10 protein-coding genes are annotated in these 14,875 nt (G+C 50.3%); 2 read left to right on the top strand and 8 right to left on the bottom strand.

The features are described from left to right. Positions 1–133: 133 nt before the first annotated feature. The 5 genes from F556_RS0129120 to F556_RS0129140 all read right to left on the bottom strand — a co-directional run bounded on the left by F556_RS0129120 (position 134) and on the right by F556_RS0129140 (position 7,224). The gene (locus F556_RS0129120) at positions 134–1,771 is read right to left on the bottom strand and encodes a response regulator (RefSeq protein ID WP_020620530.1); all 1,638 of its coding nucleotides are present in this window, start codon (positions 1,769–1,771) and stop codon (positions 134–136) included. After that, complete coding sequence (locus F556_RS0129125; protein WP_020620531.1) at positions 1,749–3,512, bottom strand: sensor histidine kinase; 1,764 nt, start codon at positions 3,510–3,512, stop codon at positions 1,749–1,751. Before F556_RS0129125 ends, F556_RS0129120 begins: the two co-directional genes overlap by 23 nt. A gap of 66 nt (positions 3,513–3,578) precedes the next feature. Next, on the bottom strand, positions 3,579–4,484 hold the full coding sequence (locus tag F556_RS0129130; RefSeq protein ID WP_020620532.1) for a carbohydrate ABC transporter permease: 906 nt from the start codon (positions 4,482–4,484) through the stop codon (positions 3,579–3,581). 12 nt (positions 4,485–4,496) lie between these two features. Next, complete coding sequence (locus F556_RS0129135) at positions 4,497–5,396, bottom strand: ABC transporter permease (protein ID WP_026297562.1); 900 nt, start codon at positions 5,394–5,396, stop codon at positions 4,497–4,499. A gap of 85 nt (positions 5,397–5,481) precedes the next feature. Next, positions 5,482–7,224 carry an extracellular solute-binding protein gene (locus tag F556_RS0129140; RefSeq protein ID WP_020620534.1) on the bottom strand — a complete coding sequence of 581 codons (1,743 nt, stop codon included), beginning with the start codon at positions 7,222–7,224 and terminating at the stop codon, positions 5,482–5,484. A 317-nt stretch (positions 7,225–7,541) separates the two neighbouring features. On the opposite strand from F556_RS0129140, the gene F556_RS0129145 reads away from it, so the two are divergent. Both F556_RS0129145 and F556_RS0129150 read left to right on the top strand, forming a co-directional pair. Continuing rightward, positions 7,542–9,245, top strand: a complete 1,704-nt coding sequence (locus F556_RS0129145) for a sugar-binding protein (RefSeq protein ID WP_020620535.1) — start codon at positions 7,542–7,544, stop codon at positions 9,243–9,245. Between the two features lie 111 nt (positions 9,246–9,356). Further along, positions 9,357–10,775 (top strand): family 43 glycosylhydrolase, encoded by a 1,419-nt coding sequence (locus F556_RS0129150; protein ID WP_020620536.1) that lies wholly within the window; start codon positions 9,357–9,359, stop codon positions 10,773–10,775. Between the two features lie 471 nt (positions 10,776–11,246). Here the strand turns inward: F556_RS0129150 and F556_RS38945 are convergent, their stop codons facing one another. The 3 genes from F556_RS38945 to F556_RS0129165 all read right to left on the bottom strand — a co-directional run bounded on the left by F556_RS38945 (position 11,247) and on the right by F556_RS0129165 (position 14,862). Then, entirely contained in the window at positions 11,247–11,462 is a 216-nt protein-coding gene (locus F556_RS38945; protein WP_020620537.1) for a GyrI-like domain-containing protein, read from the bottom strand. 89 nt (positions 11,463–11,551) lie between these two features. Next, a complete protein-coding gene (locus F556_RS0129160; protein ID WP_020620538.1) occupies positions 11,552–14,113 on the bottom strand; it encodes an FtsX-like permease family protein in 2,562 nt (853 codons plus the stop codon). Then, complete coding sequence (locus F556_RS0129165; protein WP_020620539.1) at positions 14,110–14,862, bottom strand: ABC transporter ATP-binding protein; 753 nt, start codon at positions 14,860–14,862, stop codon at positions 14,110–14,112. Before F556_RS0129165 ends, F556_RS0129160 begins: the two co-directional genes overlap by 4 nt. Positions 14,863–14,875: the final 13 nt, after the last annotated feature.

Consider the following 14,875-nt stretch of genomic DNA (forward strand, 5'->3'; position numbering starts at 1 on the left):
ATACGGAATGAAGCGGGGAATGTCAAGGAACTTATGAGATTTGTTCGTTTATATTCATAGGATGTGTAGTAGGCAAGGAATTGACATCTCTTCATCCATGACGCCATCCTCTCGTTTTTTTGAAGCGATGCGTTCAGGGGACCGATGTTCTTGCAAATTCCCGATACTCCTGCGGTGTCATCCCTGCCCCCTTCTTGAAGAAGCGTGTGAACGAATGGGGCGACTCATAACCGACACGCTGACCGACCTCGTGGACACGCAGCTCTTCAGCAACGAGCAAGGCTTTGGCCTGACGAATTCGTGCCTCCTCAATGTAATCCGACAGGTTCTGTCCGCGGCCCTGCTTGAACAACCGGGAGAGATACGCGGGATTGAAGTGAAATTCACTGGCGAGCCGGACCATCGATAGCTCCTCGGCGAGATGCTGTTCGACATAAGAGCAGATTCTCTCAATCACGCTCTCCGCCCGTTTCTTCTCTCCATTCCGCCGGAGAGCAAATAATTGCTCCGCTGTATCCGCCAGATAGGTGAAGGCTTCTTGCCATGAGCCGTGCGCATCGAAGCGCATCAGCTCGGTAGTGGACATGCGGCCTGTGAGCTGTCTGCGGTTCATGTAGGCCAACAGCATCAGCGCCACCGAATAATAGAGCTCCGTCACCTGCATAGAATCTACCGAAGGCTCACCTAGCAGCATATCCGATAATTCCCGGAATGTGGCCATGAAGGCTTCGCTGCGTCCTGCCTCCAACAACCCCGCCAGCGGTTCGATTCGCTCCGTGCGCAGCCCGTCCCGCATCATGCCCCCCAGCTCAAGCGGCTCCACCTGTACGGTGGTCACCATGCTGCTGCCATCGCCCACTCTCAGATGCTGCAGCTGTCGCAGCCGTTCGTAAGCATGGGGCAGCGCCTCCCAACTAAATGGCGTCCGGCAGATCGTGAAGGTCGCTTCCATACCAAGCTTCGATACACACGCGGCCTGGATCCATTCCAGCGTACCTTCAAGAAAACGGGTCAAGCTGTCGTAGGCCGTCGCGTCATCTTCCATGCTGCCCAATGGCTGTATGAGCCAGAGCAGATCACCATATCTGTCAATGATGCCGACACTTTGCTTATCCTGGAAGCTGTCATCGGCAAGCAGTTTGGCGGCAAGCGCAGCTTCCTGTCTTCCCGCATAAGAGGTGGTGGCACACCCGTGGGCCAAGCTTCCCAAGACCAGGAGATACGGCCTCGCCGGATCCAGAGGTACATGCAGCTTGTCGAAATCCTCCAGTAAATCGCTCGTTTTCAAACTGCCCGTCCCCATCAGCAAATGTCGGAAATATTCCCCATGCGCCAGAAATTCCAGTGTCGTGCGCTGCTCCCGGGCCTGCTGCAGCAGGGTATCCGTGCGCAAGCCCTCGTCCAGCTCATGAAGCGTCTCCTCCACGGCCGCAATGAGTTTGGCATAGCCCTCTGTTTTCAGCAGATATCGGACCCCCCAGGTCTGAATGGCTTGATAAACCGGATCAAAATCGTTATAACCGGTCAAAAAGATAACCCGGCAGCGCGGCCAGTCCCGGCGAATCATCTCCAGCAGCTCCAGCCCGTCAAGCTCCGGCATCCGGATGTCGGACAGGACGACATCGATCCGTGTACTGTTCAACCATTCCAACGCTTCACTTCCCGAATAGGCGGTACAGATCTCAAGCCCTTCCAGACCCAAGCCGCCCAGAATTTCGGCAAGGCCATCTGTAATGATGGCTTCGTCATCAACGATCAGTAATCGGCGCATGTGCCATGTCCTCCTTTAGCGGAATACTCAACGTAACTCGCAAGCCTCCCCATTCTCCGCGGGCAACGGAAATGCCGCTGCCCTCGCCACAGGCAATGACCAGCCTGCGGTGAATGTTGAGAATACCGGTGGTTTCCGCTGTTTCCTCTTGCTGCACTAATTTTCTTTGGAGACTGTCTAACACCTCATCGGTCAAGCTGTTACCGTTGTCCTCGATAATGATACGCAGCCATGCCTGCTTTTGTTCAAAACGGATATCCACAAGGCCATGTCTTGCTTTCTTCTCCAGGCTATGCTCAAAGGCATTTTCGATAATCGGCTGGACAATGAGTCGTGGAACCCGGATGCGTTGGCAGGACTCGGGCAGCTCTTCAAACTGAACCTCAATCCGCTTGTAGAACCGCAGCTCCTGAATATCTGCATAGGTCCGGGCATGGTGAATTTCCTGCTTCAGCGTCACCTCATCGGCGGCGTTGCGGGTAACAAACTGAAAATATTCACCCAGCAGTGTTGTAAACATCTCAATGCGCTGCGTATCACCCGTCTTGGCCATCGTATTCATAATGAAAAAGCTGTTGTACAAAAAATGGGGATTGATCTGCGATTGCAGCTGCTTGAGCTCGGCCCGCTGCGCCAGCACCTTCTGCTTCCAGACCTGATCGATCAAGGTACGCAGATTCATGACCATCTGATTAAACCTGGCATAGATATAACGAAATTCGTCGTTCGCATCATGGGCAATGGTCTGCTCCAAGTCGCCGCTCTCCAGACGACGAAAGCCCTTCACCAGCTTGAGGAGCGGTTTATGAATGAACTTGTATGTGGATAAGGCATAGACGGCCATAATGACCAGCGCGCCTGCCGCGAACAGCCAGGCTATCGTGTATAATTTTCCGAGCGGCTTGCGGACAATCTGCTCCGGGATAAAACGGTACAGGGACATATCCAGTTCCTCTGAATAAGCGTGGGAAACAAAATAAGACTCGCCTTCCCACATCATGGCTTCTGAACTGCCGCTGACGATCTTATCCAACCCCGGCAGCATGTTCGCTTGCGACATTATGATGGAACCGCTTCCGATAGAAAACTCAGCACCACCCGATTTCATAATCGTACCGCTGCCCGTGTAGATATTGAATTGCCGCAGCGCCCGGAGCAGCTTGTTATTATCCATTTCAATCTCGATAATAAATAACGGATCTTTGTCCTTCCCTCCGTTCGGCTTGGACGCACTCAGGTACAGATTTCCCTCCCAGACAATCAGCTTGGTACCGCGGCTGCCAAAGGCCGAACGAATCTCCCGATACCGCTTGCTTTCAAAAGCACTTGCCCCATTGAGAGAAGACAACGTCTTGGTGATGGTCCGGATATGCACACTGACATTGTGGATGTAGTCACTGCTGTTCTGAACGGCATACAGGCGGTTAATGACCGCTGTAATACTTTGCGTGCGCTGAATATCGCTCATCGACTCCCACGTGATGGCGAGCTTGTTGAGATCGGCATCCTCCAGCAAGCCATACTGCAGCAGCTTCATACGCTCCAACTCATTCTCCAGGTCATTCAGATAGAAGGAGAGCTGCGACACCGCCGTCTTCGAAATATCCTCGCTTGCTGTGCGGATGGTCCACTGATAGATGTACACGCCGGCCGTAATAATTGGCAGCATAATTAAGGTGAAGGTGATGACCAAACGCAGAAAAATCGAGTTTCGCAAGGAATAATCGCGGCGCATGATCATTGTTCCATTCCCCCGGCCTTTTTCTCTCTACTATACACAACAAGCATGCGCCGCGACCATCCTAATTTAGCCTTTCACACTGCCAAGCACGATACCTTTGACAAAATACTTCTGTAGGAACGGATACGCCAAGAGAATGGGAAGCGAAGCAAGAAAAATCTGGGACGAACGCAGGGTCCGGTCTGAAATTTGTGCTAAGCTTAACAGCTCCTCACGCGATACGGCCATGAAATTCTGTTGAATTACAATGGTCTGAATGTAGCTCTGCAAAGGGTAATTGGAGGGATCCCCCATCAAGATTAACCCGTCAAACCAGCTGTTCCAATGCTCGACCATGGAGAACAAGGCCAGGGTGGCAATTGCAGGCTTGGAGATCGGCACATAAATGCGCCACAGCGTCGTCCATTGGCTCGCACCATCAATGACCGCCGACTCTTCCAGCTCCCTTGGAACTGCACGGAAAAAATTGAGCAGCAGGACAATACTGAAGACCGGAACAGCGCCTGGCAGGACCAGCGCCCAGATGGAATTCAGCAGTCCCAATTCCTTAATCGTCACATACCAGGGGATCAGACCTCCGTTAAACAGCATGGTCAGGAAGAAGATCCAGGCATAGACTGGACGGAGGCGCAGCTGTCCAGTGTCCTTGGATAACGGATAGGCCACCATGATGGTCAGTAGCAGGTTAAGCGGCGTTCCCAGAGCCAGCCGCTGCAGCGAGGTACCCATCGACACCCAGAAGCCCTGCCGGCCCGCTGTAAACTCATAGGAGGCCAAGGTGAAGTCAACTGGCCACAGCTTGACATAGCCGGCAGCCGCCGCTGTGCTGGAGCTGAAGGATACAGCGATAATATGAATGAGCGGCAGAATGCACAACAGGCCGACCGAAATTAGAAATACTGTATTGATAGCAGCGAACCAGTCGAACCGCTTGCCGGGATTTGCAGCTTGCTTTGCAGGCTTTAATGACATGTAGGGTTCCTCCTAAAAAATTCTGTAACGGGCAAACCGGTAAGCAAAGAAGTATGAACCCGCGATGAGGATAAACGAAATCACCGATTTGAATAGCCCGACTGCCGTCGCGACCCCATACTGCGCATCCAGCAAACCAATGCGGTACACAAAGGTATCCAGAATATCTCCGCTCTCATACACCTGCGGACTATACAGGTTGAACACTTGATCAAAACCGGCATTCAGCAGCTGGCCCAGACTAAGAACCGACAGCAGCACGATCACCATACGCATACCTGGCAGCGTAATGTGCCATGCCTTGTGCCAGCGATTTGCGCCGTCAATCGTCGCCGCCTCATACAAGCCCGGATCAATCCCGGTTATGGCTGCCAGATAGACGATCGTCCCATAACCGAAGTTCTTCCAGATATCCGAGGTGATCAAGGTGGTGGGGAACCATTTATTATCACCGAGGAAGAAGATCGGCTCCATGCCAAGGGAAGTTAATAAGCCATTAATGATGCCGCCTGATGGTGAGAGTAAATCGATCAGAATACCACCCAATACAACCCATGATAAGAAGTAAGGCAAGTAAATGGCCGTCTGCACTGAACGCTTGACCAGTTCATTTCTCAATTCATTTAACAGAATGGAGAAAATAATGGGGATCAAAAGCCCAAGCACTAATTTCATGCTGGCAATATAGAGTGTATTCCAGAAGACCTTGGTGAAGCTGGGCAAGTCCATGACATATCTAAAGTTGTCCAAACCGATCCATGTCTGCTCTCCAAACAGCCCTCTCGCCGGAATGAATTTTTGAAAGGCAATCACTACTCCGGCCATCGGCACATAAGAAAAGATTAAGATAAATACTAATCCTGGCAAAATCATGATGTGCAGCGGGAGCTCCCTTCGCCACTTTCGGATCATGATGCGGACCACCTCTCCATCTCCTGATTGAGAAAACCAACAGGGGAGGCAGATGCCCAAGGCCTCGTCTCCCCTGCCGCTGCTATTATTGCGTTGTTGCGTACCACTCGTTTACTTCCTGTGTCATCTGGTCGCCGCCGAGCTTCTTCCAATCTTCAACGAATTTATCAAAGGAATCGATCGGCTCGCCAAGAATGATTTTGACAAAGGTTTCATTTTGCAGCTTCTCCAGCGTAGATTTCCGTTCAACCATCGTCGGAGTCGGTGCCGCAACGAACTTGTCAATCAGGAATTGATCGTTCTTGTCATATTGGTCGGTGATTCCCATCGAACCGTCCGGACCATAGATCCGCTCCCAGCCCCATACCGCAAAGCCTTCCTCGGAACCGGATTCATACAGCTCCAGTTTTTCCTGAATGGTCTTGGCTTCGCCAACCAGCTGCGAGAAGTCGTTGGCCTGACGCGCCGCATCGATCTCGCGGAATGCGGTTACATTTTTCTTTGGCGGAGCCGGTTGAACCGGGGAAAGCTGCCATACGCTTTCCGCCTCTTTCGGCGCATAATAATAATCGAATTCAGCCGTTTCGCCCCAGTTTTTCTCCAGATGCAGGTTAAACAGCTTGATTACAGCTTCCGGATGCTCGGCGCCCTTGCGGACAACGAAGAATTTTGTTGTACTGAAGCGCTGAGGTACCAAGGCCTTATCTCCAGAATCGGTTACAATCGGGAACGCCTGCCATTGTGCATCAGGTTCATTATTTTTGTTGAGCTGAAGCGGCCAGATTGAATTCCATTGCTCGCCATAGCCCATACCTATTCTACCGGCCGTAATATCTTCTGCTACCTTGCCGCCATCCTTGATGCCGAACTCCTTGTCGATTTGACCATTTTTGAACATGTCTTGCAGCACCTGCAGCCCTTGCTTGACCTCCGGCTGAATACTACCGAATACCAGCTGTCCAGAAGCATCCTCGATCCAGATGTTCGGATAGGCCTTGTAGCCTGCCATAAAGCCCTGCAGCCCGTTAGCGCCGCCCCACACATCCTTCGTCACGCCAAGCCCGAACGTGTCGGCCTTATTATTGCCGTCCGGATCGTTTTCAGTGAATGCTTTGGAAATCGCCAATACATCGTCCATCGTTTTCGGTGGTTGCAGGCCTAATTTATCCAGCCAATCGGTACGGATCCAGATAAACATGGACCGTTCAATGGACGGCTCCACTTGCGGGATCGCCATCAGCTTGCCATCAAATGTCGCCGCATCGAAGGGACCGCTGCCCTCCTGGGACAAAATATCCTTGGTCAACGGACTGGCATATTGTTCATATAAATCCGTCATGTCTTCAATCAGATCGGATTCTGCCAGCTGCTTCAGTTGAACCGCATTAACTGCCAAGAAGTCAGGCAGATTGCCGGAGGCCAGCGTGACGTTCATCTTCTGAACATACTGGTCGGATTCCGGATTTCCCTTTACTACCCATTCATTGCGGATCTTGATCCCCAATTGTTCTTCATACACACGCGTCCAGCGGTTATCCTCGAAGGTCTCTCCATCCAGAACGCCCAGTACATTGTTCTCGACGACATCACTTAAGTTACGAACCGTTGACACTTCAATTGGGGGATCATATTTACTGAGCGGGCCATCTTCCGCCGGAGGGGAATTACCCTCATCCGGTCCATTATTTCCTCCGGTGTTCTCCTGCTTGGGTCCATTATTCGTCGTTCCCGGATTGTTCGCAGGCCCATTATTACTGCAGGCAACCAGTACCATAATCGCAGCCATCAGAATGGCCATCACCTTGATCGCTTTCTTTTTGCTTGTCATTCTCCTCTTCACTCCCCCATCTATTAGGTATGAGACAAAGCAGCGCATGCGAGTGTCTGCGCTTTCATTATAAGAAAATGTCTGCTGCCTGAACAATGGTCTTCTCTTTACTTCTTTAACTGGATGCTACTTTTTTGTAAGCGCTTCAAAATTCGACAAAATCCGCATTTCCTATTTTAATGGGGTCACGTTTAAGCCATCATTTTTCCTTGACATTTATAGGAACTGACGTTAATATTCACGCGAGAGCTAAAACCAAATTGCCTTTTGTGTTGAGTGGAAGTACTTGCCGCAAAATCGTCGTCAAGGAGGCTCCTATGAAACCGTTATCTTCCGAACTAACCACGGATAAAAATGGCTTTACGGCCGATGGAAAAATCATTGCTCACTTCGGTTCCCCTGTTATTGACGGGCATATTGATCCGATCTGGGATACCGTCCAGCCCGTGATTCCCAAGCATGTAGCCAGTAATCTCGAAACTTCGGCCACGTTCAAGACCTTATGGGATGACAAGGCACTCTACATTCTGGCAGAAGTCCAAGACCAAGACCTCTCTGTCCAGTCCGGCACCCCATACATGCAGGATTCCGTTGAAATCTTCCTCGATGAGAACAATGACAAAGCAACGGAATATGGGATGGACGACTTACATATCCGCATTAATTACGAGAATGCCTTGAGTGTCGATAACGGGAAACCCGAATTGTATTATACAGCGGCTCGACAAGTGGACGGCGGCTACGTGGTCGAGGTGAGAATTGCCTTGAAGGCGAAGCCCGAGAACGGAACCATCATGGGTATTGAACTGCAAGTGAATGACGCCAAAGGTCCGGAGCGGCTCGGCAGCATCAACGTCTTTGATAACTCGGGCAATGCCTGGAATAATCCTTCTGTATTCGGTGAAGTACGGTTTGCCGGAAAAACAGAGGATGCGGTCAGCGGACAAAATCCATACGATCTCCTGAATCTGATTGAGCGCACCTTGAAGATGGATTTCACCTTATACACCAACGCCCATCTTGTCTCGGAAGTTATTACAAATCTTGTGGCAGCCAACCTTCTCCATGGAGAGGAAGTGAACCAGCAGCACATTGATCGGCATTATATAGCCCTGCAGGAAGCTATCGGCAAGCTGGAGATGACCGAGGAGGCAGCGAATGAAAAGTATTTCAAGCCCGTTCCCGATGAATACCGGATGACGAGCAAGAAACAAGGCACCATCGAGACCTTGTGCTATACAACACCTAATAAAGAAAATGGCAGCGATGATAAAAAGCTGCACGTCTATCTTCCACACGGGTACGATGCCTCTGCCAGCAAGCAATATAATGTGTTCTACCTCATGCATGGCGGTGGTGAAAATGAGGATCTCCTCTTCGGCGGACCCGGCCAGGACAGAGAGCTGAAGAAGATCCTGGACAACATGATTGCTGCAGGAGACATTGAACCGTTAATCGTTGTTACCCCTACCTTCAATGACGGTAAAAATGATGTGGCCCTCTTCCATGAGGAGCTGATGACCTCCATTGTTCCGCTGGTCGAGCAAGAATACAGCACTTATGCGGAATCGGGTAGCCTGGCAGACTTGAAGGCTTCCCGGGAGCACCGGGCATTCGGTGGCTTCTCCATGGGCTCGGTTACCACCTGGTACACGTTTGTGAATGCCCTAGATTATTTCAAATATTTTGTGCCGCTTAGCGGCGACAGCTGGGTCATTGAACAACGCGGAGGCGGTCTCAAGCCCGCAGAAACAGCCGAATACTTGGCGGATGTAGCCAGGAAGTCCGGTTACAAGCCGCAGGATTACTATATCTTCAGTGCAACCGGGGACTTGGACATTGCTTACCCGAACTTAAACCCACAGATTGATGCAATGAAGCAATTGACCGACGTCTTCATTTATTCCTCCGATGCGAAGAAGGGCAACTTCTACTTCATGACAGTAGAGGGCGGCACTCATGCCTGGAACTGGCAGAATCAATACATTTACGGAATCCTCCCGGATTTGTTCAATCATTAATTATTTTCCAAAAGCTCAGGCCACGGCTTGGGCTTTTGTGCTATAATCAAATCGAACGTATTGGTATGCTATTGGTCTTGTATCATTTGTATTGAAAGGAATGTGAAATGAATGACCAGAAAACAAGCTGTAAACCCTTACATGCCCTCATGGGAATACGTCCCGGATGGCGAACCGCACGTATTCGGAGACCGTGTGTATGTGTACGGCTCCCATGACCGGTTCAATGGACATGTCTTTTGTTTGAACGACTATGTATGCTATTCCGCGCCTCTGAACGATTTGGGTGATTGGCGTTATGAAGGCGTAATCTATGAAAAAACGGATGACCCGCTAAATCCAGATGGCCGCATGTGTCTCTATGCGCCCGACGTTACCCGCGGCCCGGACGGACGCTATTATATCTATTACGTCTTGGATAAAGTGCCTGTCGTTTCGGTAGCGGTCTGTGACACCCCTGCTGGAAAATATGAGTTCTACGGCTATGTGCATTACGCGGACGGAACAAGATTAGGTGAGCGTGAGGGAGACCAACCGCAATTTGATCCTGGTGTGTTGACTGAGGGAGAGCTTACCTACCTCTACACCGGGTTCTGTGCCAAAGGCGACCGCTCACGCAAAGGCGCAATGGCGACCGTGCTGGGTGCCGATATGATCTCCATTGAGGAGGAGCCCGTGTTTGTCGCGCCCAGCGAGCCCTACAGCGCAGGCAGCGGTTTTGAAGGGTATGAGTTTTTTGAAGCACCCTCGATTCGCAAGGTTGGCGATACGTACTACTTCGTGTACTCCTCCGTTGCCATGCATGAGCTGTGTTATGCAACCAGCAAGCATCCAACCAAGGATTTTACCTACCGCGGCGTCATCGTGAGTAACAATGACACGCACATTAATACTTACAAGCCAGCAGAGAAACCGGCGTATTACGGCGGTAATAATCATGGCGGCATGGTAGAAATCAATGGGCAATGGTACATCTTCTATCACCGGCACACGAACGGGACGAGCTTCAGCCGTCAGGGCTGCATCGAACCGATTGGTATCCTGGAGGATGGATCAATCCCCCAAGTTGAGATCACCACCAGCGGACCGAACGGCGGGCCTCTGATCGGTCAAGGCGAGTATCCGGCTTATCTGGCCTGCCACCTGTTTACCGATGTAGATGAAGCATATACCGGTACACACGGCGCCTGGATGGACGGCCGGTTTCCGAAGATTACGCAAGACGGCAAGGATGGCGACGAGGAGATTGGGTATATCGCCAATATGCAGCATTCAGCGGTTGCCGGCTTCAAATATTTTCAGTGCACCGGTGTGAAGCGTGTCAAAATCAAAGCACGTGGCTACGCCAACGGAAGCTTCGAGGTGAAGACCGCCTGGGATGGGCCGGCACTAGGCTCGATTCCCGTGAAATTCACCAATGTGTGGACGACCTATGAGGCGTCCATTGACATTCCCGACGGTGTGCACGCCCTGTATTTCCAGTATAACGGCATGGGTAGTGCCAGCTTGGCTTCGTTTACACTGGAATAATCCGCCGCGCCAGCCAAGACAAAGGGGCTGTCCTATACGTCCCCAAACAAAAAGGTTGGACGAGAAACCGTTAGGTATTCCGCCCAACCTTTTTTGATTTGAAAATCAACGGAACGAAGCGCGCTGGAATTCTAATGGACACATGGTGTCCGTTAGATCAGAGGAGGGTGGTTGTCCAGCAGCCGACCTACTGCTAGGCCTCGCCTACCCTACGCGTCCTCACTGCCCTCCCGGCTAACGGCCATATATGCGCCTATTGTGGCCAAACAGACCGCTAGAGCCTCGAAAACCTTCCAATAGCTGCGCTGGTGGCCGTTAGAATTCAAAGGGACTCGATTTGGGCGAAATAGCGGCTGTGGTGGCCGTTAGAGCAGAAGTGATGTTCGTCTGCTGTCGATAAGTTCTATAGAAAGTAAGGGGCCTTCCATCGGTCAGCTTTCACTGACTTGTTGGACAGCCCCTAAATTGGATTTATTGCTTCTCTTGAACCGAAATCCATATCTCACTCTTGTGATCTCTACTGGCCAGAAGCTCGGCCCCCTCTACAAGCTCATAGTTCGAGGATGGCAACCACTCAGAGTAGATCCGCTGCCAAGTCTCTTCTACCCGTGCCACTACTTTGAGATCAAGTTCACGGTCCAGATGCTCTTCCACATAACGCAACGCCGCATTCATTCCCTGTATCATGTCCGCATTCGACCTCCCTCTCACCAGTACTATAACAGGCGTCGATCGCGCTCACCCGACTATCCGTGCTCTATCCGATCGGTTGGCATTTATTTAATATGACTTAAAATGTTCCTGTTCGATGCCCAAATCGCCGGGATGAAAAGAGCAGCTAATCCGAGAAGAGGTGCCAATAGTAACAGTGTAACAACCAGAGCTAGCGGCATTGGCATACTGGAGGCTCCTAAGAATAAACCGATATGCATGGATATCCAGAGTGACAGTAGCAGCGATACAGCCCCACAAATTGTCGTGATCATAGCCCCTTCCACAAGCAAGCTGAGCCTTAGCGTATGCTTGCTCATCCCCAGTACGCGCAGCACTGAAAATTCAGGCAGCCTTTCTTTGATGCTGCTGATAGCGTTGTTCATCATCCCCATCAGTGACAATGCAAGCATAATGACTACGGCGATGATTAGAATGAAAATGCGCTGGTTGTATTGTTCAATAAATTCACTCATCGCTGCGTAGCGATCGAATATAGCAATCTCTCTTGTGATTCCCAAATCATCAATGAATTGCTCGATATCGGACAACACAAGATTCAGCGAAGCGTCATCCAGATTGACTCTCAATTCTTCATGATTGGTAACGTTGAACCAGGACGCCATATGCTCCGCGCTGGTTAACAGAAGGAATGGATTATCCTCTCCCAAGATATCGACAGCTTCAATAATGGTTGCCACTTCCAGCTGAATGATTCGATTGGAGTCTTCCTCATATGCTGTCAATTCTATTATATCGCCAAGCTTGTAACCGAGATAGGTCGCAGCTTCTCTCGTAATCACCACTTGATCTTCGGTTAGATGAGCGGGGTCCGTCAGCCCTTCCACAACCTTCCCCAGCTCAAGCAGCTTGCCTACATGTGTCCCGGTCAACCGTACATTGACCTCTAGCGAACCATCAGTCGTGTGAGCAACTTGTTTGTTGGGCAGATTATTGGTTCTCAGATAGCGTGATGTTGTAAAAAAAAGACTGTCCTCCGTAACGCCTTCAAGGGTCATCACCCGTTCATATAATGCTTCTGAAAATCCCTCGGCCTCCAATCCATGGTTGCCATAGGCGGCTTGAACGATGCGGAGATCGGCAGGATTCTGACTAAACATAGCAGCCACGGTTTCGTGTCTCATGGTCTCCAATGTTGCAAAGCCCAGAGCAGCTAATGAGAAGCTCGTTGTCACAATGGAAGCAATCTGCAAGTTTCGCTTAAATTGTCTCAGGGCATTCAATGGCGCGATTCGAAAAAAACGATGGTTAGTCCATCTGCGCATGAACCACAGGAAGCCTAGAATCCCAAGCCGTAAGTACAATGGAAGTCCATAAATGAATAAGGCGACGAGAATCACAATGGAAACCACATGTAAAATGGAATTGTTAATGATTAGACTGACGGCGGATACAATGAAACTAAATAGGAGTAGCATTGTCCCACGGAGATATTTCGGCTGTTCCGAGATTGGCTGCAGAGTGGCGGCTCGGTAGGCCTCCATGGGCGGCACTTTACTCGCTTGATAAGCAGGAATAGTCGCCGCAGCACATAGGAGTATGGCGTACAAAAGCCCCTGCATGCAAAGATTGAACCATGGAATAGCGATCTCGGTAATCGGCACATGGATAAGAGTGTCTATCTGTGTAAGGATGACAATAGGCAGCACGATTCCAATGCCTGACCCTACCAATACTGCGATTCCCCCGATGATTAAGGACTCGAGCAAATTCATTCGGAAGATGAATCGTTTGGATGCCCCAACAATGCGATAGACGGCCAGCTCTTGCTGTTTTTCCTGCACTGAAATTTGCATGACACTGATTAGAAGCAAGCTGCTTACGATCAGCACTGCCATGTTGAGTCCACTTAGGATCGGGTAAAATCCGCCAATATTTTCTCGCTGCTCATCGGCTTCCTTCAATAAGTCAATCTTCAACGAAGCATTTACTTGCTGGTGAATGTCAGACGCCACGTTTGCTTTTGCTTGGTGCGTATCCAATTTGACCATTAACATCGTCGGTCCGCTGCGTGTTTCAGACTCCAGCCAATCATAATTAAAAATCATAATTCGATTCAGGTATTCAAAATTTTCGTGAAAGCCAGCTACTCTAACCATGCGGTCGGGACCCGGCGGGAATGGCAATTCCATGCTGTCACCTATCTCGATATTGTGAAGGTGGGCATATTGAGAAGAGATAATAACCTCTCCGTTATCCGGCAGCTTTTGATCTCCGATTTCGACCATTGTGCTTTCGTAGGCTAACGGTTCATCTTTGAATCCGACATATACCGTATCCCACATGTTGTATTCCGCCTCTTTGCCTAGATAGGGATACAACATAGGTGTAATCGCTGCGACATGTTCAAGAGATGAAATCTGCTGTACTTCCTCTTCGGAGAGGGGTTCGTCTGTATCGTGTTCCATTGATAATTGATGGCCGACATACATATCCATATCCCCGAATAGTTCTTTCACGGACGCTTCATTGGATTGCTCAATTGAAGCCATTAAGATCTGGGATGAAGCGATGATAATGGCACCCAAGCTGATCCCGATCAGAATAAACACATTCCGAAGCTTTTGAGACATAATCATGCCAACCATCCACTTCATGAGCTTCATACGTTTATCTCCTGTGCGAGAGCACTTAGCTTTTGCACCCGGTGGTTGTGAGCGTCCGATTCACTCAGTGAGAGATCCGCAACCACATGACCGTCGTGCATGAAGAGCACCCGGTGTGCATACGCGGCGACGTGAGCATCATGAGTAACCACAATGAGTGTTTGGTTATACGTATCGCTTAGCTGCCGCAAATGGCTCATCACCAGCTTGGAAGTATGTGAATCAAGACTTCCCGTAGGCTCATCGGCAAGCAGGATCGTAGGATCGTTAATCAGCGCCCTGGCGATCGCCACTCTCTGCTGCTGACCGCCCGACAGCTTGGACGGAAAGGCATGGGCCAAGTGGCCAATATCTAATCGCGACAGCAGCTCCATCGCCTTGGCATCCCCTGCTTCACTAGTCCCTTTGCCGAACATCAGGGGCAACGTCACATTTTCAAGCACATTCAGAACAGGAATCAGATGAAAAAACTGAAAGATAAATCCAAACTGCCGATTTCGAAGTTCAGTTAATGCCTGATCCTCCAAACCGGAGATCCGCTCTCCTCTTAAATAAATTTCACCCTCCGACGGGTTGTCCAGGCCAGACAATAAATGGAGCAAGGTTGATTTACCAGAGCCGCTCGTTCCCATAATGGCCGTAAAGGTCCCTTCTTCAATCGTTAAATCGATCCCGCTTAATGCGGTAATCTTGTGGTCAGTATCACTGCCGAACCGTTTCGTCACCTGTTGAACCGATAAAATGGTCATATCCTTTCCCTCC

This window comes from Paenibacillus daejeonensis DSM 15491, assembly GCF_000378385.1.
In the GTDB taxonomy this organism is placed as follows: domain Bacteria; phylum Bacillota; class Bacilli; order Paenibacillales; family Paenibacillaceae; genus Paenibacillus_D; species Paenibacillus_D daejeonensis.